Consider the following 22,495-nt stretch of genomic DNA (forward strand, 5'->3'; position numbering starts at 1 on the left):
TCGTTCGTTTTAGGGAAGGACGGTGATACGGCGATTGGCCCGTTGCTGGTGCCCTGCACCGAGCAGCAGCAGAAGAAGCAAGGCGCTGGCGCCCAGCAGTAGCGGCAAGCGATCGTGTTCGCCGGTCGGCTCGGACAACGGCTGCATCACCTGTCCGCGTACCGTCTCGCCAGCTTCAGGCGCGCCGGATGAGGCCGACTCGGTAGGCGATTGCGCCGGTGTCGGTGCCAGACCGAAGCCGGACGCCAGTTGCTGGATGAACTCGCGAGTTACCGGCTCGCCGGCGTCGGCGCCTCGCTCGGTGGTCAAGGCTTGCCAGCGTTCGGCCAGCTCGCGCCGCGTCTGCGCCGGGGCATCCCAGTAGCCTTTGCGGATCGCCTCGACCATGCGCTCGATCAGCTGGGTCTGAGCCGTGGGATTGTGTGTCTCGAACCACTCATTTACGCCAAGCGCTCGCTGGTCCTTCACGAAGGTGTCGTGCAGCGCCTGCCATTGGTCTGCGCGCACCATGCTCCGGTCGGCCGCCTGCCAGCCCCACAGGTTGTTGGCCACGTTCAGGACCTCCAGCGTGCCGGCATATCCTTCCTGCTGCATGGCGGCGATCCATTGCGGGTTCAGATAACGACTGCGCAGCTCGCTGGCGAGGTAACCTGCCGCCCCTGTGGTGCGCGGTTCCCGCTTGCGCAGATCGGAGATGTAGAGCGACGGGCTCGTGCCATCAAGATGGCGGATGGCCAAGGAAAGCCCCCCGAGGAACTCAAATGGATGATCGGTGGCGAGCACGCCGTTGAGCTCGCTGGAGCGCGCCATGACCGCCGCCTGAACACCTTTCAGCTGTTCGGCGAAGAGATTCTGGCCGTCGACTTTTTCGCCCCAACGGCCGGTGCCGTAGGCGTACTGCAGGCGGGACAGGAACTGCTGCGCCAGCTCCGATTCCTCTTTCCAGCTCGTCGAGTCCAGCGTCAGCTGCGAGACGCCGGTGCCGTAATCACCTGGCTCGTTGCCGAACAGCCGTAGCTGCGACAGGTGTTCTGCCTCGGCGGCTCCCAAACCCTGATCGCGCAGGCGGGTTGCCAGCGAGCGGCTGTTGCTGGCCAGGACGTTACCTGGCTCGTCCAGGCGGGAGAGCCGTTCAACCACCTCTGCCAGCAGGCGCATGAAGCCGTCAAACTGATCGCGGTAGACACTGGTGACCTGTACCACGACGTCGATGCGCGGCCGGCCGAGCTCTGCTGCCGGGATTATCTCCAGCGCCTGCACGCGCCCACCTGCGTCCCAGACGGGACGTACGCCCAGTGCGTGTAGAACCTGGCTTTCGAGGATGCCCAGATGGCGCATCGCCTCGGACGACCACAGGCTAAAGGCGAGCTTATCTGGCGACTTGCCTTCATGATCCTGGCGGTAGCTTTCGAGCAGCTGCTCGAATGCCTCGGCGCCTGCCTCGTAAGCTGCCCGAGTCGGCAGCTTGTCCGCCTCGAACGCATAGAGGTTGCGACCACTGGGTACGCCCGGGTTGCGTACCGGATCGCCGCCCGGGCCAGGCGCGACGAAACCGCCGGCAAGTCCTGCGAGCAACGCTTGGATCTCACCCGTCTCGGCCAGTTGCGCGTCCAGCTCTAGCGCTCGTTCGAGCTGCTCGCGCAGCCGAGCATCGTCGATCGTCTCGAGGCGTTCGCCGTCGCGCAAGAAGCGCTGCAGGGTGCGGTAGGGGAGACTCGCCTGCAGCCCGGCGAAGTCCTCGGCTATTGGCTCGTCTTCGGCGAGGCCCAGCGCACGAAGAAAGGGCTGCCCCAATTGCTGCATCACCGTTGCGAGGCGATGTTCGGGCTGCGCGGGATCTCCGAAGGTATGCAGCCCCAGGGGCACGTTCGCTTGTGCCATCTCGTGCAAATGATCATGCAGCGCTTGCATGAACCTCTGAGGCTCGGCGCGCATGCGGGCATCGTCCCAGCCCAGGTCCGCCAGCATCTTCGCGTCCACGGCCTTCTGGCGGATCTGCTCGGCAGTCGCTTGTAGCACCGCGCCCTCATCGAGCTGCTGGTATTCGTGGATCAGCGAGTGGAGATCGCGCAGCTCGTCGCAGAGCCCGGCGGGCGCAAACGGGGGCGTCTGATGGCTGATGATCACGGCACGACCCCGCCGGCGTGCCTGGATGGCCTCGCCGATGTTGTCCTGGATATAGGGGTAGAACACCGGCAGGTCACCGAGTGCGAGGAAGGGGTAGTCGCCGACGGCGAGCCCCCGATCCTTGCCCGGCAGCCATTCCTGAGTCCCATGGGTGCCGAAGTGGATCAGCGCATCGGCTCCGAACTCCTCTCTCAACGCCTGGTAGGCGGCGAGATAGAGGTGATCGGGCGGCACCTTGCTGTCGTGGTATGCCTCGCCAGGACGACCCGCACGTGGCGGTTGCGGCAGCAGCAATACGCTGCCCAGACGGATTGCGGGTATGACGAAGTGGGGCTGTCCTTCGATCTGCCGCAGCGCCCAGTGTGTGGCAGGATCACCCCAGCGTTCGACCAGGAGCCGCCGGCTTGGCTCCGGCAGCTCCGTGAGCCAGCCCAGGTAGTTGTCCAAGGGCAGCGAGATGGCGAGCTTGTCGGCGAGCAGAGTATCGAGCGTCTCCGGGCGGTAATAGCCGCCCAGCAGGCGTTGTGCGGTTTCGATCAGCTCGGTCTCGCCGCGTTCGGGCACGACATAACCCGCTTCCCGCAGCGCAGACGTCAGCTTCGCGAGGCTGCGCGGTACATTGAGGTTGGAGGCGGCAACGTTCTTTTCCCCATCGGGATGGTTCCAGAACATCAGCGCCAGACGCTTTTCGGGAGCGGGAAGATGACGCAGTCGGGCCAGACGATCGACCTTGTCTAGCAGGGCGTCTAGCTGTTCGGGAAGCGGTGCAGGCTCGCCATTCTCGATGGCGGCGATTACCAGCGGATCGGTCATCCCCCAGCTTTCCGGGACGGTCAGCATGGTCGCTGCGGTCCTCGGCGTGATCCCGCTGGCCGAGGCACGCCAGTGCGCACGGTCACCTTCGCGCCAGGTGAGGGCTGTCAGCACCGGGATGCCCAGCGCCAGAAACTCCGCCTGCCGTGCCGGCCCATTCTGCATGTGCTGCAGGTTGACAAGCACATCGCTGCGGGCGGGCCCCAGTGCATTCGTCAATGCCTCTGGGTCTCTGTCGTCCATCCAGAAGGCCATGGGCGCCTGGCCACGTGCCTCGCTGCGTGCAACCAGTGCGTCGATCAGCCGGAGCTGGTCGTCGACCAGCGCACCGCGATGAATAGCGAAGGCCACACGCGGCGCGCTCGGTGCCCAGCGGTCGGCACCCCAGGCCAGATAATCCTCCACTCGCTCGAAGGGGTTCGGTGCTGCAGGGTGGTAGTAGCCGGTTTCGGCCAACTCGGCTGGAGGCGCGATCGAGTCGGTAGGCTTGCCGTCATGCCAGGCGCGCAGATAAGCGAAGAGGTGCCTGAGATTCTGCTGGCCGCCATTGGCGTAATAGCCGATCAGCCGCCTGGCCACCGGCTCGGGCAGGTTGCCGAACGCGGGCGGACCGCCGCCTACGCGAATCCAGGGTGCGCGCCTGTCGGACAGTGTCTCGCCTAGGGCACGCTGCACCGCGGAAAGGTCAGCTGGCCGAGGCGTGTCGAGGATGAGCAGGTCGGGGGGATCGGCCTCCAAGTCCGGCATGCTCAGGGCGGCACGGCTCAGCACGACATGGGAATCCGCTGCCAGCTCCTTGAGCTTGTCGATCTTGCCCTGCAATACGAAGTCGGTCGCGACGACCCGTACAGTGAGGGGCTCGCGCGGCAACTGGGCGAAGGCAGGCAGGCTCGCGCCCGCCATCAGGATGGTGAGCCCGATGTGGATCAATCCGCGCATTTCAGAAGCTCAAGCTCACACCGACGTGATAGGTCCGCCCGGGCTCGGTAAAGGCGTAGTTGTCCGCGGCGTCGCTGAAATCTCTGTCCGTCAGGTTCTCGATCCCGCCACGGATGCTCAGGGTGTCGCTGATGCGCTGGCTGATTTCCAGGTGCCAGAGGCTGTAGGCGGGAACTGCATGGGCCGTGTTGCTGGAGTAGGACAGTTGGCTGCCGACATACTCGCCGCGCAGTTGTCCGGTGAAGTCTGCAGTGGGCGTCCATTGCAGCCGGGTGTTGGCCAGGTGACGGGCACGGTCGCCCAGCCGGCGATCGGCGCTACGATCGATGGCGTCGAGGTAGGTGTAGTTCAGCTCCCAGCGGAGATCGGCCGGCAGATCCAGACCGCCACCAAGCTCCAGGCCGCGGATTCGCGCCTTGTCGACGTTGTCGTAGTTGCGGACCTCACGGCCGCGGAGTCCGCAGCTGGCGACGCACACGGTCTGGATGAGCCCGCGAACATTGTTCTGGAACACGCCGCCATTTAGCGTCCAGCCACTGCCCTGGTAGTCCGCGCTGAGCTCGTAGGTGGTGTTGATCTCGGGTTCCAGATCGGGGTTGCCGTAGATGGTGAACATCCCGCCGCCGCCGATGGCCGAGTAGCCAGGGGAGAGCTGCTTGAGCGACGGCGCCTTGAAGCCGCGCCCACCGCCACCCTTGAGCGTCAGCGCATCGCTGACGTGATGCACGAGGTAGGCGCGCGGGCTGTTGTGCCAACCGTATTCCTCATGCCGATCGAAGCGATTTCCAACGACGAGCGACCAGGACGGGGCGAATTCGATTTCGTCCTGCAGGAACAGGGCGCGATGGATGATCCGCGCATCACCGCTGGCAAAACCTCGGTCCTCAAGCTGCTCCTTGCGCCATTCGCCGCCGAGGGTGAACAGGTGGGTGTCGGCCTGGAGGGACGCGCTGCCATCGATCACGTCGTCGGTGAGCTCCTGGCGCGGCGAAGTTGGGATGACCCCGTTGGTGTAGCGATTGTTGCGCTCCAGTGAGTTGCGATAGGCGCGCACGGAGGTTTTGCCCCAGGCCCATTCTCCACTGTGCGCAAGCGACAACCGCTCACGCTCGATGCGATCACGGGATTCGTAGTCGACCGGTGCACGGCCTGCGCTGCGGGTATTGCGCCAACGATCTTCCTCGCCGCTTGCAAATCCGAGGTCGATGCGTTGTGCCGCGTCCGGTGTCCAGCTGAGCGTTGCGCTTGCGCTTTGGGCGTCTCGACCTTCGATCTCGGACAGATGCGTATCCCGGTGCAGGGGTGTTTCCTGACGGCGCCGCGTCTCTCCTGTCAGCGACAGGCCAATCACGCCAGGCACCAGCGGACCGCCGGTATAAACACCTAACTGATGGGTCTGACCTCCTCGGCCATCTTCCCTCACTCCGCCGTTGAGCTGCGCCGCTCCCTGCCAAGTATCAGTGCTGCGGCGGGTGATGACGTTTACCACGCCGCCGAGGGCTTCGGAGCCGTACAGCGAGGACATCGGGCCGCGCACGACCTCGATGCGCTCGATGGCTTCGACCGGCACCCAGCCCAGATCGAAATCCGCGTGCGCCACGGCGCCGCCTGCGTTGCCGATGCGCTGTCCATCGATCAGTACCAGGGTGTGCTCGCTTCCCATTCCACGGATGCTCACGCCCCGGCGCGTCATGCCAACGCCGGTGAACTGCAGCCCGGCAGTACCGCGCAGCGCATCCTCGAGATCCTGAACCGGTCGCAGTGCCAGCTCCTCCCGACTGATCACCGACACGCTGGCAGGCGCATCGCCAAGCTGCCGGGCGGTCGACGTGGCGGTCACGACGGTTGGTTCCAGATGCAGCGCCTGGTCGGCGAAGGCCGACAGTGGAAAGAGGGCGAAGGCGGGGATCAGGCGAGCGCGGTGGCAGGCATTGCTCAGGCGGTTACGGCGGAACATCGGGTCGTCTTCCTTGAAGGATCGGGCGGACGGGCACAGCGGTGCCGTCCGCTCAAGAGAGCGGGTCGGATCGCTGTGACGCGGGAGATCTATTTCTTCGTGGCGAAACCGGCGAAGCGCTTGTTGAAGCCGGCAATGCGCCCTTCGGTGGTGGTCTTGCGCTGCTTGCCTGTGTAGATGGGATGCGAAGCACTCGAGACATCGAGGGCGATGTACGGGTAGGTATTGCCGTCGGTGTGCTGGTGGGTGCGCGTTGTCTCGGCCGTCGAGCCGATCAGGAAATAGACGTCGGCTGCCGTGTCATGGAACAGCACAGGCCGATAGTCGGGGTGGATGCCTGGTTTCATGTCAGAGTCTCCGAGAAGGAATGCGCTGATGATGTTATATCATAACAACAGGTGCAAGCCTCCGGAGCCGGATATGACTTCAGACGTCGAACTTCTGCAGGATGCTTGAAGAATCCTTGAGCCATTCGCTGCGCCGTCCTTGTCGCGATGTGCCTTCGGTCTACACGGCAGGCCAGACCGAAGGTCGAATGACTAACCTGCGAAGCCAGGGCTGCGAGCCAGCCTAGCTGGTCGGTGGGCAATTCCCGTTTGCGCTCGGAGGCGCTGGGCTCTACAAACTAACGTGCTGCCCAGTAACAGTCCGGCAGTGCCACACGACGAGGATTCGATGACCACCGCCAATCAGCAATTTGCCAGCGACAACTATTCCGGCGTATGCCCAGAAGCCTGGGAAGCCATGGCCAGAGCGAATCAGGGGCATGACAGGGCGTACGGCGACGATCAATGGACAGCGCGCGCGGCCGATCACTTTCGGGCGCTGTTCGATACCGACTGCGAGGTGTTTTTCGCTTTCAACGGCACGGCTGCGAATTCCCTGGCGCTCTCGTCGCTCTGCCAGAGTTACCACAGCGTGATCTGCGCCGACATTGCCCACGTCGAGACCGACGAATGCGGCGCCCCCGAGTTCTTCTCCAATGGCTCCAAGCTGCTGCTCGGCCGGTCCGAGCAGGGCAAGCTGACGCCCGCGGCCATTCGTGAAATCGCCCTGAAGCGCAAGGACATCCACTACCCCAAGCCGCGCGTGGTGAGCCTGACCCAGGCCACCGAAGTCGGCACCGTGTACCAGCCCGAGGAATTGCGCGCGGTCAGCGATACCTGCAAGGAGCTTGGCCTGCATCTGCACATGGATGGTGCCCGCTTTGCCAATGCCTGCGCTCATCTCGGCCTTGCTCCTGCCGAGCTGAGCTGGAAAACCGGGGTCGACGTGCTCTGTTTCGGTGGTACCAAGAACGGCATGGCGGTGGGTGAGGCCATCCTGTTCTTCAATCGGGATCTGGCCATCGATTTCGAGTACCGCTGCAAGCAGGCCGGCCAACTCGCCTCCAAAATGCGATTCCTTTCTGCGCCGTGGGTTGGCCTGCTGGAAAACGGGGCTTGGCTCAAGTACGCCGACCACGCCAACCGCTGCGCTCGGCTGCTGGCCGAGCTCATAGGCGAATTGCCGGGGGTTGAGCTGATGTTTCCGGTACAGGCCAATGGTGTCTTCGTCAGCCTTCCGCCAGCGGCGCTGGAAGCGCTGAAACACCGCGGCTGGCTGTTCTACACCTTCATCGGCGTCGGCGGCGCACGCTTCATGTGCTCCTGGGACACCAGCGAAGCGCGGGTGAGGCAGTTGGCCGATGACATTCGTACGGTCGTGATCGGCGCTATATAAGCGAGGCCAAACCTCCAAGCTGGCCGCACCATGACGCAACATGGCCAGCGACAGCTGATGTGGTCGGTCGACGATCTCGAACACCGCTCGCTTTGTATAACAGCTCGAGGCATTAAGCTGAGGTTTAACTGTGTGAGTGTTCGAGGAGTGCGCGACGGAATGCCTGGGCAACAGGGCCCAGCGGCTCGTCCAGGCGGTGCGCCAGGTAGGCTTCGGACTGCACCTCGCTGTTGCGCCCGAGGTCGGGAATGGGGACGCGCACCAGGCGGCCCGAATCCAGATCGTTCTGCACCTGCCATGTCGGCAGTCGCCCCCAGCCGAGGCCCTCGCGTATCAGCGCCAGCTTGGCATCCTGAGTGTTGACCCGGCAGGTGAAGGGGGACAGAACGCCGAATGAGCGGCCCTCCGAGAGCGGGGTAGGGTCGGTCAGAACGATCTGCAGATGGTTGGCGAGATCGGCGATTCCGAGCCGCTCGCGCTCTTCCCGTGCAGCGAGGGGATGTGTAGCGCACACCACCGCAACCTGCTGTACCGAGCCGATGGCTTCCAGCGACAGCCGAGGATTACGGAAGTCCTCACCGACGATTATCGCCAGCGCGCAGCGCCTGTCCTCCAGCGCGGCGATCGGCCCTCCCAGCGCTTGCACATCCATGCGAAAGCAGGTCGACGGAAATTCGGCGCTCGCTGCGGCAACCGCCCGCGCCACCGACTCGATCGGGAACAGGGTATCGACTACCAGAGCCAGTTCCAGCTCCACCCCGGCGCCCAGCGCACGGGCGCGCGCCCGCATGGCATCGGCACGCAGCAGGATGTCGCGCGCATGCGCCAGCAGGGCCTCGCCTTCGGGCGTCAGTACCGGCCGATAACCGCTGCGATCGAACAGTCGCAGTTCCAGCTCTGCCTCCAGATTTGCAATCGCATGGCTGACCGCCGATTGCACGCGCAACAGCCGCGCCGCGCCGGAGCGAAAGCTGCCGCTGTCGGCAACCGTGACGAACGTCCGGATCTGATCCAGCGTCATTGCATCGAGCATGATCTGCTCCGTAGATCGTGTTGATCGAAATTTAATCACTCTTGCAGAGCATCGCCAGTGCTTATCGTTGGCTCGGTCCAATGACAACGAGGATTCGAGCGATGACTAAGGTACTGGTGCTGTATTACTCCTCTTATGGGCATATCGAGACGTTGGCCCACGCCGTGGCCGATGGGGTTCGTCAGGCAGGAGCGCTCGCACAGGTCAAAAGGGTGCCGGAACTCGTTCCGGAGCACGTCGCACGCAAGGCGGGCTACCGGACGTTGCAGCCGGCGGATGTCGCTTCCGTTGCCGAGCTGCCCGAGTACGACGCCATCGTCATCGGCACGCCAACGCGCTTCGGCAACATGGCTGCACAGATGAAGAATTTCCTCGACCAATGCGGCGGCCTGTGGGCGGACGACCGTCTGGTGGGCAAGGTTGGCAGCGTTTTTACCTCGACCGGCAGTCAGCACGGGGGACAGGAGAGCACGATCCTGGCGACCCATACGGTGTTGCTGCACCTGGGCATGGTGATCGTCGGGTTGCCCTACAGCTTCAAGGGTCAGTTACGAATGGACGCCGTCACTGGCGGATCGCCCTACGGTGCCTCCACGCTTGCCGATGACGGCAGCGGCGGCGACCGTCAGCCAAGCGAGAACGAACTGGAGGGCGCCCGTTATCAGGGCCGCCACGTCGCACGTGTGGCGGCCGCGCTCGCTGGTGCTGGCGGTGGTACCGCCGGATGAGCCGCTCGCTACGAGGCGCTCGATCGGCGCTTGCCAATTGGCTGGTGCTGGCCAGCGGCGTCGTCGCGGCACTGCATCTGGGCAAGGCCGCCATCGCCACCCCGATGCTGCAGACGGACATGGGGCTGAGCCTCGCTCAGGCCGGCTGGCTGACCAGTGTGTTCGCTGTGCTGGGCTTGCTGGGCGGTGCCCCGGCAGGTGCGCTGGCTGCCGTCATGGGACGGCGCACAGCGCTGTTGCTTGGCCTCGCGATCATGGCGCTGTCCGGTTTCGCCGGCACCCTGGTGCCTTCATTCGGCACGCTGCTGGTTTCCCGGCTGCTGGAAGGGCTCGGGTTTCTGCTGGTGATCGTCGCCGGGCCGGCGATACTGGAGCGCCTCGCGACCGGCGCAGCGCGTGATCGTGCGCTGGCGCTTTGGAGCTGCTTCATGCCATGCGGGATGGCCCTGGCCATGACGGCCGGGCCGTTTTTCTCGGCCTGGCAATGGCTGTGGTGGTCCAGTTCGGCTCTGGCGCTGATCGCTGCGCTGGCGGTTTTCTACTGCGTCCCCGGGGACCCGAGGCGCCGTGTGGCAGGTCGACTGTTCGACGGTGTTCGGCGGGCATGGTCCAGCGCCACGGTCCTGTTGGCGTCCACATTCGCGCTGTACAGCCTGATGTTCTTCGCCCTGTTCGCCTTTCTGCCGGTGCTTCTGATGGAGCGCATGGACGTCACGTACCGCGATGCCGGCTTGCTCAGCGCCTTGGCCAGTGCGGTCAACATCAGCGGCAACCTCGCCGCCGGCTGGCTGCTGGCGAGAGGGATCGGGCGCGGTGCGCTGATCCTCTTTGCCAGCGCGACCATGGGCGCAGCCGCGCTCGGAATCTTCCTCGGACTGTTCCAGCCACTGACGACCTTCCTGCTGTGCCTGCTTTTCTCGGCCGCGGGCGGCCTGATTCCGGCAACGTTGCTGGCATCGGCGCCGCTGGCGGCCCGGGAATCGACCCTGGTGCCTGTCGTGGTCGGTGTCGTCATGCAGGGAAGCAATCTTGGCCAGCTCTCAGGCCCGGTGCTGGTGGGAGGGGTGACGGCAGCCCTTGGATGGGGGGCCGCCGGATGGATCGTCGCCGCCGCAGCCATGATCACTGGCGCCATCGCGCTCGTGCTTCAGGCTACGCTGGTCCGCAACGGCTGACGCGCAATCACGTGTTATGGCCTGTCTCGGCGATCGAACATCCCGTCGAGCTCTGCACCGGAGGCCGCGTCGGCGAAACCATCGAAACGGCCGTGCTCGGCAAGGGAGCGAGCGGCGCGCAGGAAGCCTGCCCACGCCGTGCGGGCCAATGCACCGCCGACACTGATGCGCCTGACGCCGAGGTCGGCGAGGTCCTGCACGGTGAGATCGGTATCCCAGCCGATCAGCACGTTGACCGGCTTCGGCGCCACCGCCGCGATCACCCCACTGATCTGCTCTCGCGTCCTGAGCCCCGGTGCATAGAGGCAATCGGCGCAAGCATCGGCGTAGGCTTTCAGGCGCCGGATGGTGTCGTCCAGATCGGGACGGCCGACGAAAAAGTTCTCGGCGCGTCCGGTCAGGATGATTTCGCCGCCCGCCGCATTGATGGCTTGCCGCGCGGCCTGCATGCGTTCCGTTGCCTCGGCGATCTCGCGCAGGGGCGCGCGCGAATCGCCCGTCGAATCCTCGATGGATATCCCCGCCACGCCGGTCTCGATTGCCATGCTCACGTTCTCGGCGACGCCGTCAGGCGTGGCGGCGTAGCCGCTCTCGAAGTCGGCATTGATCGGCAGGTCTGTAGAGCGAGCCATCAGGCGCAGGTGGGCGAGGACATCATCACGCGTCATCTGTCCATCTGCATGCCCGCAGGACCAGGCGTAACCTGAGCTGGTGGTGGCCAGGGCCCTGAAGCCGAGGCTGGCGAGAGCCGCTGCGCTACCGACATCCCAGGGGTTGGGCAATACGAAGCAGCCCGAACGGTGAAGCTCGCGGAAAATGGCTCGTTTCTCGGACTGGCTGCGTTCGACCATGGGTACCTCGGCTGGCTGGTGGGCGCGCCGGATTCGCTATGCCGGCGCGGTTAAGCGTAGATGGTGCGCTGCGACTTGGCATTCGTGCCTGATTTCGGTGCGTCGAGACGATCGCTGCGCCTTTCTGGAGCGTACTGCACGTATTTGCAGCCTGCCCAGGCGGGTAGCCTGACGCAAACAGGCTGGAGCGTTTCTTGCTCGGTGATGGCTTTCTGCCTTTTCGCAGCCGACCGTACGGTCACGCGAAACACCTCAAGCCCGAAACGATGATCGATAAATCCGCCAACCGCCGCAGCAGCCTGCTCACCTGCGAGGTCCTAGACCGCTCTCGCGTACTCGATACCCTGGTCAACAACCTGGAAGGAATGGCCTATCGCTGCCGTAACGATGCGTCGTGGACGATGATTTTCGTCAGCCAGGGCTCGCTGGGGTTGTGCGGCTACAGCGCCGCGGCGCTGGTGGATGACGCGGAGGTATCGTGGGAGCAGATCACCCATCCGGATGATCGCGCGCGGGTGCGCCGCAGCATCGATGGAGCCATCGCAGCCCTTGGCCGCTTCACCGTGCATTACCGGATCCGCACCGCGGCGGGTTTCATCAAATGGGTCATCGAGCGCGGCGTCGCGGTGCCGGACGAGCAGGGCGAAATCGTCGTCGAAGGCTTCATCGAAGACATCACCGCCCAGCGCGCCGTGCTCGAGGCACTGGAGCAGGCGGAGCTGCGCTATCGCAGCATCTTCGAGAACGCCTCGGAGGGGATCTTCCAGTCGACCCGCGATGGCCGCTACCTGGCTGCCAACCCCGCGCTGGCCCGTATCTATGGCTACGACAGCGCCTCCGAACTGGTTGCCGACCTGGCGGACATCGAGCGTCGTCTGTACGTCCAGCCGGGGCGGCGCGAGGCGTTCTGCCAGCTGATGGAGCAGCATGGCGAGGTGCTCAACTTCGAGTCAGAGGTCTACCGGCGCGATTGCACGCGCATCTGGATTTCCGAGAACGCCCACGTGGTGCGCGGCCCCAATGGCGAGTTCATCTGCTACGAGGGCACGGTGCAGGACATCTCCGAGCGCAAGCATTACCAGCAGCAGTTGGAGCGGCAGGCCAACCACGACCTGCTGACCGGTCTGCCCAACCGCATACTGCTCAACGACCGGATCGAGCAGGGCTTGGCGCGGGCGGCACGCCTGGGCTACTACCTGACGCTGGTGTTCATCGACCTGGACAACTTCAAGTTCATCAATGACGGCCTCGGCCATGTCGCTGGCGACGAACTGCTCAAGAGCATCGCGGCGCGCCTGGCCGGCAGCCTGCGCGGCTCCGACACCGTGGCGCGGGTGGGGGGCGACGAGTTCGTGCTGGTGCTCGGCGACCATTACCGCATCAGTACCGTGATCTCCTTGCTCGAGCGCGTGCTGAACGAGATTCGTCGCCCTGTGACCCTTGCCGGGCGCGAATTCCAGGTTGGCGCCAGCCTCGGCGTGGCGATGTTCCCGGATGACGGAGAGGATGCGCAAACCCTGCTCAAGCATGCCGATATCGCCATGTACGCGGCGAAGAAACGGGGACGCAACAACTTCCAGTTCTTCACCCATGACCTCAACCGCATCGCCGATGAGCGTCTGAATCTCGAGGCCGCGATGCGCACCGCACTGGAGCGCGACGAGTTCGCGGTGCATTACCAGCCGAAGGTGGATGCCCAGCGGCGCATCGTCGGCTTGGAGGCGCTGGCCCGCTGGACACACGCCGACCTCGGGGTGATCGGCCCCGATCGCTTCGTGCCGGTGGCCGAGGAAAGCGGCCTGATCATGCCCCTGACGCTGGCCGTGCTGCGCCGCGCATTCAGCGACGCCCGGCGCTGGAATGCGGGACGCCAGGTACCGCTGCTGGTGGCGGTGAACCTCTCACCGCTGCTGTTTCTCGGCGACGATGTGGTCGAGCGGGTCATGGCGGTGCTCGACGAGGTAGGATTGTCGCCGCTGCTCGTCGAATTGGAGATCACCGAAACGGTGTTTCTCGGCGATGGCAGCCGCGCCGTATCCATTCTTGCCGACTTCAAGGCACGCGGCTTTCGCCTGGCCATGGATGATTTCGGCACCGGTTACTCGGCGCTCGGCTATCTGCGGCGGTTCCCGCTGGACATCATCAAGATCGACCGTTCGCTGGTCACCGGTCTCGAGCAGGAGGACGAGGTGGCGATGATCGCCCGCGCCGCCATCTCGCTGGGCAAGAGCCTGCACAAGACCGTGGTTGCCGAAGGCGTAGAGAACGCCGCGCAATTCGAGTTCCTGCGCCACAACGGCTGCGACGAATTCCAGGGTTACCTGCTGTCGCGGCCGTTGCCGGCGACGGGAATCGACGCGCTGCTCGCTGCAGGGGACGAGCTGCGCTTCTAGCCGTTCGCTCAGCCTGGCGGATCGGGGATCGCGCCGTCCTGCCAGAGCCGCAGCAACTCCTGTGGCGCGCGCTCCTCGGCGATCTGCAGGATCATCTCGGCATCGCTGTCCTCGCGGCGATAGTGCAGTTCGACCTTGAAGAAACGCTGGTCGCCACGACCGACGTCCTTGCTGGCGACCGGCAGGCAGCGCTCCACAACCGAGCAGAGGCCACGGCGCTGCGCCGGGTCGCAGTCGGCGAATTCGATCTGCCGGGGGCGGGTGAGCGCCGGCGCGGCAACGAGACCGCCCTGGCGCGAGATCCGCAAGGATGTTTCAGGGCCCAGGGCCGGCATCTTCATGTTGCCTCCTCAGCGCGGTGAAACGCCGACCTGCAGCCATGCCTGCTGCACGGCTTCGGCTTCGCTGGAGCCGCGGCCGAACAGGCGCGTTGCCTGTTGCAGCGTGACGCCTGCAAACGTCGCGAAATCGGCATCGTTGGGTAGTTGCGGGTCGCAGATAGTGGCGTACCAGACGCGCCCGGCCTGTTCCCATGCGTACCCGCCCAACGCCATGGCCGCGAGGTGGAATGCGCGGTTGGGGATGCCGGAATTGAGGTGCACGCCGCCGTTGTCTTCGCGGGTTTCGATGAAATCGCGCATATGCGCCGGCTGCGGGTCGCGGCCGAGCAGCGGGTCGTCGTAGGCGGTGCCGGGGTTGGCCATGGAGCGCAGCGCCACGCCCTGGACCTTGTCGGTCAGGAGTTCGGCACCGACCAGCCAGTCGGCTTCGGCGGCAGTCTGGCCAAGCGCATGTTGCTTGGTCAGCACCCCGAAGACGTCGGAAACCGACTCGTTCAGCGCCCCTGGCTGGTTGTAGTAAACCAGCGCGGCCTCGCTCTCGATCAGCCCGTGGGCCAGCTCGTGAGCGACCACGTCGAGGGAGCGGGTGAAGCGTTGGAAGAGCTCACCGTCGCCATCGCCGAACACCATCTGCTCGCCGTTCCAGAAGGCGTTTTCATAACCCTGGCCATAGTGCACGGTGCCGATCAGCGGCATGCCCAGATCGTCGATGGAGTCGCGCTGGAACACCTGCCAGAAGAAGGTGTAGGTCGCGCCCAGGGCATCGTAGGCCTCGTCCACCGCGGGGTCGCCTGAAGCGCTCTGACCCTCGCGGCGACGGAGCGTGCCGGGCAGCTGCATGCGCTGCTCGGCATCGTGGATGCGCCGTTGTGGATGACCGGGCGTGCGCAGCTCGCCGAGCTCGGCGATCGCCGTGGGGCGGGGCGGTCCCGGGTTGGGCAGCAGGCTCTGCACGTGGTCCAGCGTTTCGCGAGCACAGCTGCGCAAGTAGGGCGAGCCGCGATCGATCATGCGGTCGAGAATGTACGGCGGGATGAACGAACGGATGGGCACCGGCGAAACTCCTGGTCGGATGCGGCTAGCTGCAGCATAGACCGCTCAGGTTCGATCGGGCCGACCGCCGATCCAGAGGCTGCGACGACTTGCTGCGGCGGTTGCGCTGCACCCTTGGCGCGATCTGCTGTCACTTGTGCTGGACCCCGTATTCGCCGTCACAGACGAGGCGGGAGGTCATCAGACGAGGAGTTGCCCAATGTTCGGACTGGAAGCACTCGAGCTGGCACGTGTGCAGTTCGCGTTCACCATTACCTTCCACATCATCTTCCCGGCCATCACCATCGGCCTGGCCAGCTACCTCGCCGTACTCGAGGCGCTGTGGCTGAAGACGAAGCAGGAGGTCTACCGGGACCTCTACCACTTCTGGCTGAAGATCTTCGCGGTGAACTTCGGCATGGGCGTGGTCTCTGGCATCGTCATGGCATACCAGTTCGGCACCAACTGGAGTGCCTATTCGGAGTTCGCCGGTAGCGTCACCGGGCCGCTGCTGACCTATGAGGTGCTGACGGCCTTTTTCCTCGAGGCCGGCTTTCTCGGCGTGATGCTGTTCGGCTGGAATCGCGTCGGGCCCAAGCTGCACTTCTTCTCCACGGTGATGGTGGCCGTGGGCACCCTGATCTCCACCTTCTGGATCCTCGCTTCCAACAGCTGGATGCACACGCCGCAGGGCCACGAGATCATCGATGGCGTGGTGGTGCCGGTGGACTGGCTGGCGATCATTTTCAACCCGTCATTCCCCTATCGCCTGGCGCACATGTCGGTGGCGGCATTCCTTGCCACCGCGTTCTTCGTCGGCGCTTCGGCGGCCTGGCATCTGCTGCGCGGCAAGGATAACCCGGCGATCCGCAAGATGCTCTCGATGGCGATGTGGATGGCGCTGCTCGTCGCTCCGGTACAGGCGGTGATCGGTGATTTCCATGGTCTGAACACCCTCGAATACCAGCCGGCGAAGATCGCTGCGATGGAAGGGCACTGGGACAATTCCGAAGGCGGACCGACGCCGCTGCTGCTGTTCGGCTGGCCGGACATGGAGGCCGAGGAAACCCGCTACAAGATCGAGATTCCCTATCTCGCCAGCCTGATCCTCAATCACAGCCTGACCGAGCCGATCCCGGCGCTGAAGGATTTTCCGCCCGAGGACCGGCCGAACTCGACCATCGTGTTCTGGACGTTCCGCATCATGGTCGCGCTCGGGCTGCTGATGATCATCACCGGCATCTGGAGCCTGCTGCTGCGCCGTGGCGATCGGCTGTACAGCTCCCGGGCGTTTCTGCGCATGGTGCTGCTGATGGGGCCGTCCGGGATTATCGCCATTCTCGCCGGCTGGTACACCACCGAGATCGGACGTCAGCCCTGGGTCATCTACGGCCTGATGCGCACCGCCGACGCGGTCTCGAATCACGGCGCGGGGCAGCTGGGGCTCACCCTGGCGATGTTCGTAGTGGTCTACTTCGCCGTTTTCGGCATCGGCATGGTGTATGTCCTGCGCCTGGTGAAGAAAGGGCCGGTGATCAGCGAAGGGCGCGAGAAAGGTGCCGGCGGGCCGGGCGAGGCGCGCACGCCGATGCGTCCGATATCCGCCGCGGACGAGGCGATCAACCATGAACAGGGCGATCAATTGGGCGAGAGGAACTGAGCCATGGGTATCGATCTTTCACTTATCTGGGCAGTGATCATCATCTTCGGGATCATGATGTACGTGGTGATGGACGGCTTCGATCTCGGCGTCGGCATCCTCTTCCCGTTCGTGCAGGACACTTCCGATAGGGACGTCATGATGAACACCGTGGCGCCGATCTGGGACGGCAACGAGACCTGGCTGGTACTGGGCGGGGCAGGGCTGTTCGCGGCCTTTCCGCTGGCCTATTCGGTGGTGTTATCGGCGCTCTACCTGCCGATCATCTTCATGCTGATGGGGCTGATCTTCCGCGGCGTGGCATTCGAGTTCCGCTTCAAGGCCAGCAAGCAGCGGCAGCACATATGGGACAAGGCCTTCATCGGCGGCTCGCTGGCGGCGACCTTCTTCCAGGGCGTGGTGCTCGGCGCATTCATCAGCGGCCTGCCGGTGGAGGGGCGCGCCTATGCCGGCGGCGCATTCGACTGGCTGACGCCGTTCTCGCTGTTCTGCGGGCTGGCGCTGATCGTCGCCTATGCACTGCTCGGGTGCACCTGGTTGATGATGCGCACCGCCGGCGAGCTGCAGCGGCGCATGCACGACATCGGCATTCCTCTGGTCTGGGCGGTGTTGGCAGTAACCGGCATCGTCAGCCTGTGGACGCCGCTGACCCACCCGGATATTGCCGAGCGCTGGTTCAGCATGCCGAACCTGCTGTACTTCATGCCGGTCCCGGTGCTGGTTCTGCTATGTGCCTTCGGCCTGCTGCGCTCGATCCAGCGGTACGCCAACTACACGCCGTTCCTGCTCACCCTAGCGCTGATCTTCCTCGGCTATAGCGGGCTGGGTATCAGCCTCTGGCCGAACATCATCCCGCCATCGGTGACCATCTGGGAGGCGGCCGCACCGCCGCAGAGCCAGGGTTTCACGCTGGTCGGGGCGCTGCTGATCCTGCCGCTGATCCTGATGTACACGGCGTGGAGCTACTACGTGTTCCGCGGCAAGGTCAGTGCAGAGGATGGGTACCACTGATGGCCCCGCATGAACGAAAGCCCGCCGGCGAGGGCGAGCCGAAGCCACTCTGGCAGCGCATGAGCTGGCTGGTGCTGATCTGGAGTGGCAGCGTACTGGCGCTGGGCATCGTGGCCTGGCTGCTGCGCCTGGCAATGAACGCGGCGGGGTTGTCCTCGCCGTCCTAGCTGCACACCTGCTCCAGCTGGCGGCGACAGTCGATCGTTGGCGTCGCTCCGTGCTCTCCGGTCACGATAGGTTCACCAGCGGGCTGTAGGCTCCTGGCATGAAGCTTGATAACTGATCGATGAACATTGGTTCGATGTAGCCGCAGGCGAGGAGATTCGCGATGGACGACTATCAGGATGAACTATTGGAATGGCATGCCGCCGAGCATGATCATCCGGACAGTGCCGAGGACGCCGTCGAACTCTAGTCCGAAGGGTCGACTGGTCAGCCGCCGCGCCGCTGCGCGCGCCGGTAATCACCCGGCGTCTGACCGCTCCAGCGCTTGAAGGCGCGCTGGAACGCCTCCGCGGAGGAAAAGCCGAGCAGCCAGGCGATTTCGCCGAAGGCCGATTCGGTATCGCGGATATAGGCCATCGCCAGATCGCGACGTGTGTCGTTGATGATTGCGCGGTAGCTGCTGCCTTCTTCGGCCAGTTTGCGCCGCAACGTCCAGGCGGGCATCTGCAGGCGGGAAGCGATCTGCTGCAGGTCTGGCTCCTGCCCCTTGAGCATGGGTCCGAGCATCTGCGTGACGCGTTCGCGCAGGCTGCGTGTGCGGGTACGCCGCTCCAGCTCGCCTTCACACAGCTCGACCAAATGCCTCCAGGTGCCGGGACAGTGCTCCGGATTGCGCAGGGCCAGCGCGCGCTGATCCAGCTGCAGCTGGTTCGCCTCGGCGCCGAAGGCCACCGGGCGACCGAACAGCGCTTCGTAACGCGCCGCATATTCCGGTGCCTCGAACTCGATATGGATTGCCGCGGGCACCAGCGGCTGCCCGCACAGGCGTGTCAGCTGGGCGATCCAGCTGGCAAGCACGGTGTCGACCACGAAACGGTTGTAGGCGTTGTACGGGCTGATGGAATAGAAGCGCAGCCAGGCACCGGCGGCGTCTTCGTGGAAGCTCGAGCTGCCGCGATAGTTGGAGGCATACAAGGGTTCGTAACGGATCAGAGCCCGCGCCGCGTCACGCACCGTCGGCGCCTGGGTGGCGGTCAGTCCGGCGAGCCCGAGGTGGCTCGGCTTGCGCAGACGTCCCATCTCCAGGCCCAGCGCGGGATCGCCGGCCAGCTGAATCGCCGCATGGCCGAGCCTCATATAGCGCGGGATGGACAGCCGTGCATGAGGCTCGGCGAGGCGCTCTGCATCCAGCCCATAGGCCTGCAGCAGCGGTTGCGGATCCTGCCCATACAGCTGCAGCGCCTCGCCCAGACTGTGCAGGAAGCCGACCGAAAGATCGCCCAGCCGCACCCGTTGCGCATTCATGGCGCGCTGCCAAGCCAGTGGTTCTTGATCTGTACCGGAATGCCATGTCCCGGTGGGGCCGGGCGGCGCGGGGAGCCGAGCAGGTTCCAGGGTACGGCCAGGGTATGCACGGACATGGCCGAGGGTTCGGCGAGCCGGTTGTCGGGTGCGCTGCCGCAGGCAGATTGTGGGTCCGCCAGGGCGCCCGGTACCGCCAGCAGTCTCGCCTCGGCTGGTGGTCGCTGCAGGTAGGCATCGCAACCTAGCAGCACCGCCAGCGAGCCTGCGGGCGTTTCGATCAGTCGGTGCGGTTCGGGGATCGGGGCGACGCTGTAGCGTCGCTCGTACCGGCTCAAGGCGTGCTTGTACTGCAAAGCACCGAGCGGCTTGCCGCGGCCGTCGAAGGTCAGGCTGATCTGGCGCAGCGGTCCGTCGCCGATCTTGAGCCTGTCGTTTTCCAGATAGGGCTCGGGCAGCACGATCGAGCCCGCTACCAGGGTGACGCCGAACTCCTTGGCGAGGCCGCCGAAAATCGCCTGGTACTCTTCGGCCATCTGCCGCGCTTTGAGGCGCAGCACGGCACCGGTGCGGCGGTCGTCGCCCTGGTTGCCGGTCAGGGCGCGCAGATACCGCCCGGGGTTGCTCAGCGCCATCCACTGCATGGCGTCGCGCAGCGTTCGCGCCTGCTGGACCTCCGGCTTCTCGCCCAGGGCGAACAGGCCGGTACCGACATGCTCGGGCAACACCACGACGGTGCGCTCGCTGAGCAATCCTTCATCCGCCGCCTGTTGCAGGTAGGTACGGAACTTCAGCTGCAGCCGCTCGCGGCTCTGGTAGTCGGCCGGTTGCAGTCGGGTCTCGATGCCCAGCAGATTGCCCGCGCCGCCGGCTTGACCGCGGCTTTCGATGGGCAATGTGCGCAGGTCGGATAGCAGTGGGCCGCTGCGGCGGTCGTGGGTCCAGTCGAAATAGACCGCGAGCGAGACGCCGGCCAGGACCGCCAGCAGTGCGAGATTCAGGTAGGTGCGCATGAAAAAGAAGGCCGTGATGAACGCCGTCAGACTAGGTAATGCGGCGTGGCTTGCCAAGCGTTTTGCGCTGAATGATCAGAAAGTTGTCATTTATGATCATTGAGCGTGAGGTTTGGGCTGTTTATCGTCGCTGCATATCCGACCGCAGCCCCAAGAGGCTCGGCACCGACAATGATGAGGACACACCGATGACCGCCTTCCCGCATCTGCTGGCTCCGCTCGATCTGGGCTTCACCACGCTGCGCAACCGCACCCTGATGGGCTCCATGCACACCGGTCTGGAGGAGATGCCCAACGGCTTCGAGCGGATGGCGGCGTTCTTCGCCGAGCGCGCCCGCGGTGGCGTCGGCCTTATCGTCACCGGTGGCGTGGGGCCCAATGAGGAAGGCTCGGTGCGCGCCGGTGCCGCCAAGCTGTCAACGCCGGAAGAGGCCGAAGAGCACAAGATCGTCACCCAGGCCGTGCACGAGGCCGGCGGCAAGATCTGCATGCAGATTCTGCACGCCGGTCGCTATGCCTACAGCCCGCAGCTGGTCGCACCCAGTGCGATCCAGGCGCCGATCAACCCGTTCACCCCGCGGGAACTGGACGAAGAGGGCATCGAGAAGCAGATTCGCGATTTCGTCAACTGCGCGACCCTGGCCCAACGCGCCGGCTACGACGGCGTAGAGATCATGGGTTCGGAAGGCTACTTCATCAACCAGTTCCTGGTCGCCCACACCAACCACCGTACCGACCGCTGGGGTGGTAGCTACGAGAACCGCATGCGTCTGCCGGTGGAGATCGTGCGCCGGGTGCGCGAGGCGGTCGGCCCGAACTTCATCATCATCTATCGCCTGTCCATGCTCGACCTGATCGAGGGCGGCAGCATCTGGGAAGAGGTGGTGCAGCTGGCAAAGGCCATTGAGCAGGCCGGCGCCACGCTGATCAACACCGGCATCGGCTGGCACGAGGCGCGGATTCCGACCATCGCCACCAAGGTGCCGCGCGCGGCGTTCACCAAGGTCACCGCCAAGCTGCGCGGCGAGGTGAACGTTCCGCTGATCACCACCAACCGCATCAACACGCCGGAAGTGGCCGAACAGGTGCTGGCGGAGGGTGATGCCGACATGGTGTCCATGGCACGCCCGTTCCTCGCCGATCCGGAGTTCGTCAACAAGGCGGCCGCTGGGCACAGCGAGCGGATCAATACCTGCATCGGCTGCAACCAGGCCTGCCTGGACCATACCTTCAGCGGCAAGCTGACCACCTGCCTGGTCAACCCGCGTGCCTGCTATGAAACAGAGCTCAACTACATTCCCACCACCGCGGTGAAGAAGATCGCGGTGGTCGGCGCCGGTCCGGCTGGCCTCGCCGCAGCGACCGTTGCAGCGGAGCGGGGACATCAGGTGACGCTGTTCGACGCTGCAAGCGAAATCGGTGGGCAGTTCAATGTCGCCAAGCGCGTGCCAGGCAAGGAAGAGTTTTACGAGACCCTGCGCTATTTCCAGAATCGGCTGGAGGAAACCGGGGTCGAGGTGCGCCTGAATACCCGCGCCACGGCAGAGGCGCTGCTGGCGGGCGGTTTCGACGAGATCATCCTGGCCACGGGCATCGTGCCGCGCACCCCGGAGATTCCCGGAATCGACCATCCGAAGGTGATCGGATATCTCGACGCGATTCTCGAACGCAAGCCGGTCGGTCAGCGCGTGGCGGTGATCGGTGCCGGTGGCATCGGCTTCGACGTGTCGGAGTACATCACCCACGATGGACAATCCACCAGCCTGGACCGCGAGGCGTTCTGGAAGGAGTGGGGCATCGATCTCGGTCTTTCCGTGCGCGGCGGCATCGCGGGCATCCAGCCGGCGCCGCATGCACCCAAGCGCCAGGTCTATCTGCTGCAGCGCAAGAAATCCAAGGTCGGCAACGGGCTGGGCAAGACCACCGGCTGGATTCATCGCACGGGACTGAAGAACAAGCACGTCCAGATGCTCAATTCGGTCGAGTATCTGCAGATCGACGACGCCGGGCTGCATATCCGTGTCGGCGAGGGCGAGCCGCAGGTGCTGCCGGTGGATACGGTCATTCTCTGCGCCGGCCAGGAGCCACTGCGTGAGCTTCAGCAGACGCTGGAGGCGGCAGGCGCCCGGGTCCACCTGATCGGCGGTGCTGATGTGGCGGCCGAACTCGATGCCAAGCGCGCCATCAATCAGGGCTGCCGTCTGGCCGCGGCGCTCTGATTCCATTCAGGCTT

Annotated in this window: 17 protein-coding genes; 8 read left to right on the plus strand and 9 right to left on the minus strand. The window is 64.9% G+C overall.

Translation table 11 applies throughout. The annotated features are described in order from the left end of the window. Positions 1-9: 9 nt before the first annotated feature. From cobN to PSTAB_RS08450, 3 genes are all read right to left on the minus strand, one after another. On the minus strand, positions 10-3,879 hold the full coding sequence (cobN, locus tag PSTAB_RS08440; RefSeq protein ID WP_013982541.1) for a cobaltochelatase subunit CobN: 3,870 nt from the start codon (positions 3,877-3,879) through the stop codon (positions 10-12). A 1-nt stretch (position 3,880) separates the two neighbouring features. Beyond that, positions 3,881-5,836 carry a TonB-dependent receptor domain-containing protein gene (locus PSTAB_RS08445; RefSeq protein WP_013982542.1) on the minus strand — a complete coding sequence of 652 codons (1,956 nt, stop codon included), beginning with the start codon at positions 5,834-5,836 and terminating at the stop codon, positions 3,881-3,883. A gap of 89 nt (positions 5,837-5,925) precedes the next feature. Beyond that, the gene (locus PSTAB_RS08450; RefSeq protein WP_011912949.1) at positions 5,926-6,183 is read right to left on the minus strand and encodes a type B 50S ribosomal protein L31; all 258 of its coding nucleotides are present in this window, start codon (positions 6,181-6,183) and stop codon (positions 5,926-5,928) included. 328 nt (positions 6,184-6,511) lie between these two features. Here PSTAB_RS08450 and PSTAB_RS08455 point away from each other — a divergent pair, with 328 nt between their 5' ends. After that, complete coding sequence (locus PSTAB_RS08455) at positions 6,512-7,558, plus strand: threonine aldolase family protein (RefSeq protein ID WP_011912950.1); 1,047 nt, start codon at positions 6,512-6,514, stop codon at positions 7,556-7,558. Positions 7,559-7,682: 124 nt separating this feature from the next. Here PSTAB_RS08455 and PSTAB_RS08460 read toward each other — a convergent pair whose 3' ends face one another. After that, positions 7,683-8,591, minus strand: coding sequence for a LysR family transcriptional regulator (locus tag PSTAB_RS08460; protein WP_013982543.1), 909 nt, complete (start codon positions 8,589-8,591; stop codon positions 7,683-7,685). 101 nt (positions 8,592-8,692) lie between these two features. Here PSTAB_RS08460 and wrbA point away from each other — a divergent pair, with 101 nt between their 5' ends. Both wrbA and PSTAB_RS08470 read left to right on the plus strand, forming a co-directional pair. Next, the gene (wrbA, locus tag PSTAB_RS08465; protein WP_013982544.1) at positions 8,693-9,319 is read left to right on the plus strand and encodes an NAD(P)H:quinone oxidoreductase; all 627 of its coding nucleotides are present in this window, start codon (positions 8,693-8,695) and stop codon (positions 9,317-9,319) included. Next, positions 9,316-10,494 (plus strand): MFS transporter, encoded by a 1,179-nt coding sequence (locus tag PSTAB_RS08470; RefSeq protein WP_011912953.1) that lies wholly within the window; start codon positions 9,316-9,318, stop codon positions 10,492-10,494. The genes wrbA and PSTAB_RS08470 overlap by 4 nt, the downstream gene beginning before the upstream one ends. Positions 10,495-10,508: 14 nt before the next feature. Here PSTAB_RS08470 and PSTAB_RS08475 read toward each other — a convergent pair whose 3' ends face one another. After that, entirely contained in the window at positions 10,509-11,345 is an 837-nt protein-coding gene (locus PSTAB_RS08475) for an isocitrate lyase/PEP mutase family protein (protein ID WP_013982545.1), read from the minus strand. 194 nt (positions 11,346-11,539) lie between these two features. On the opposite strand from PSTAB_RS08475, the gene PSTAB_RS08480 reads away from it, so the two are divergent. Further along, entirely contained in the window at positions 11,540-13,738 is a 2,199-nt protein-coding gene (locus tag PSTAB_RS08480; protein ID WP_013982546.1) for a putative bifunctional diguanylate cyclase/phosphodiesterase, read from the plus strand. Between the two features lie 8 nt (positions 13,739-13,746). On the opposite strand, the gene PSTAB_RS08485 is transcribed toward PSTAB_RS08480, so the two are convergent. Further along, positions 13,747-14,079: a protealysin inhibitor emfourin gene (locus PSTAB_RS08485; RefSeq protein WP_013982547.1), complete on the minus strand. Its 333-nt coding sequence runs from the start codon at positions 14,077-14,079 to the stop codon at positions 13,747-13,749. 9 nt (positions 14,080-14,088) lie between these two features. Beyond that, on the minus strand, positions 14,089-15,132 hold the full coding sequence (locus PSTAB_RS08490; protein WP_013982548.1) for a M4 family metallopeptidase: 1,044 nt from the start codon (positions 15,130-15,132) through the stop codon (positions 14,089-14,091). Positions 15,133-15,331: 199 nt separating this feature from the next. Here PSTAB_RS08490 and PSTAB_RS08495 point away from each other — a divergent pair, with 199 nt between their 5' ends. The 3 genes from PSTAB_RS08495 to PSTAB_RS08505 are packed head-to-tail and all read left to right on the plus strand — an operon-like array spanning position 15,332 to position 17,949. Beyond that, positions 15,332-16,771, plus strand: a complete 1,440-nt coding sequence (locus PSTAB_RS08495) for a cytochrome ubiquinol oxidase subunit I (RefSeq protein WP_011912958.1) — start codon at positions 15,332-15,334, stop codon at positions 16,769-16,771. A 3-nt stretch (positions 16,772-16,774) separates the two neighbouring features. Continuing rightward, the gene (gene cydB, locus PSTAB_RS08500) at positions 16,775-17,782 is read left to right on the plus strand and encodes a cytochrome d ubiquinol oxidase subunit II (RefSeq protein WP_011912959.1); all 1,008 of its coding nucleotides are present in this window, start codon (positions 16,775-16,777) and stop codon (positions 17,780-17,782) included. After that, positions 17,782-17,949 carry a DUF2474 domain-containing protein gene (locus PSTAB_RS08505; protein WP_013982549.1) on the plus strand — a complete coding sequence of 56 codons (168 nt, stop codon included), beginning with the start codon at positions 17,782-17,784 and terminating at the stop codon, positions 17,947-17,949. Before cydB ends, PSTAB_RS08505 begins: the two co-directional genes overlap by 1 nt. Before the next feature lie 265 nt (positions 17,950-18,214). Here PSTAB_RS08505 and PSTAB_RS08510 read toward each other — a convergent pair whose 3' ends face one another. Together PSTAB_RS08510 and PSTAB_RS08515 are read right to left on the minus strand one after the other, a co-directional pair. Next, positions 18,215-19,252 (minus strand): AraC family transcriptional regulator, encoded by a 1,038-nt coding sequence (locus PSTAB_RS08510; RefSeq protein WP_013982550.1) that lies wholly within the window; start codon positions 19,250-19,252, stop codon positions 18,215-18,217. Then, a complete protein-coding gene (locus PSTAB_RS08515; RefSeq protein ID WP_013982551.1) occupies positions 19,249-20,262 on the minus strand; it encodes a carbon-nitrogen hydrolase family protein in 1,014 nt (337 codons plus the stop codon). The genes PSTAB_RS08510 and PSTAB_RS08515 overlap by 4 nt, the downstream gene beginning before the upstream one ends. A gap of 188 nt (positions 20,263-20,450) precedes the next feature. Between PSTAB_RS08515 and PSTAB_RS08520 the strand changes: the two genes are divergently transcribed. Beyond that, the gene (locus tag PSTAB_RS08520; RefSeq protein WP_017245326.1) at positions 20,451-22,481 is read left to right on the plus strand and encodes an NADPH-dependent 2,4-dienoyl-CoA reductase; all 2,031 of its coding nucleotides are present in this window, start codon (positions 20,451-20,453) and stop codon (positions 22,479-22,481) included. Positions 22,482-22,495 lie beyond the last annotated feature (14 nt).

It is taken from the genome of Stutzerimonas stutzeri, from assembly GCF_000219605.1.
GTDB classification, from domain to species: domain Bacteria; phylum Pseudomonadota; class Gammaproteobacteria; order Pseudomonadales; family Pseudomonadaceae; genus Stutzerimonas; species Stutzerimonas stutzeri.

Coding starts and splice junctions, on each gene's coding strand:
- PSTAB_RS08460 (WP_013982543.1), bottom strand. CDS start 8,591: ATGCTCGATGCAATGACGCTGGATCAGATCCGGACGTTCGTCACGGTT.
- cydB (WP_011912959.1), top strand. CDS start 16,775: ATGGGTATCGATCTTTCACTTATCTGGGCAGTGATCATCATCTTCGGG.
- cobN (WP_013982541.1), bottom strand. CDS start 3,879: ATGCGCGGATTGATCCACATCGGGCTCACCATCCTGATGGCGGGCGCG.
- PSTAB_RS08520 (WP_017245326.1), top strand. CDS start 20,451: ATGACCGCCTTCCCGCATCTGCTGGCTCCGCTCGATCTGGGCTTCACC.
- PSTAB_RS08485 (WP_013982547.1), bottom strand. CDS start 14,079: ATGAAGATGCCGGCCCTGGGCCCTGAAACATCCTTGCGGATCTCGCGC.
- PSTAB_RS08445 (WP_013982542.1), bottom strand. CDS start 5,836: ATGTTCCGCCGTAACCGCCTGAGCAATGCCTGCCACCGCGCTCGCCTG.
- PSTAB_RS08450 (WP_011912949.1), bottom strand. CDS start 6,183: ATGAAACCAGGCATCCACCCCGACTATCGGCCTGTGCTGTTCCATGAC.
- PSTAB_RS08470 (WP_011912953.1), top strand. CDS start 9,316: ATGAGCCGCTCGCTACGAGGCGCTCGATCGGCGCTTGCCAATTGGCTG.
- PSTAB_RS08475 (WP_013982545.1), bottom strand. CDS start 11,345: ATGGTCGAACGCAGCCAGTCCGAGAAACGAGCCATTTTCCGCGAGCTT.
- PSTAB_RS08495 (WP_011912958.1), top strand. CDS start 15,332: ATGTTCGGACTGGAAGCACTCGAGCTGGCACGTGTGCAGTTCGCGTTC.
- PSTAB_RS08505 (WP_013982549.1), top strand. CDS start 17,782: ATGGCCCCGCATGAACGAAAGCCCGCCGGCGAGGGCGAGCCGAAGCCA.
- wrbA (WP_013982544.1), top strand. CDS start 8,693: ATGACTAAGGTACTGGTGCTGTATTACTCCTCTTATGGGCATATCGAG.
- PSTAB_RS08455 (WP_011912950.1), top strand. CDS start 6,512: ATGACCACCGCCAATCAGCAATTTGCCAGCGACAACTATTCCGGCGTA.
- PSTAB_RS08515 (WP_013982551.1), bottom strand. CDS start 20,262: ATGCGCACCTACCTGAATCTCGCACTGCTGGCGGTCCTGGCCGGCGTC.
- PSTAB_RS08510 (WP_013982550.1), bottom strand. CDS start 19,252: ATGAATGCGCAACGGGTGCGGCTGGGCGATCTTTCGGTCGGCTTCCTG.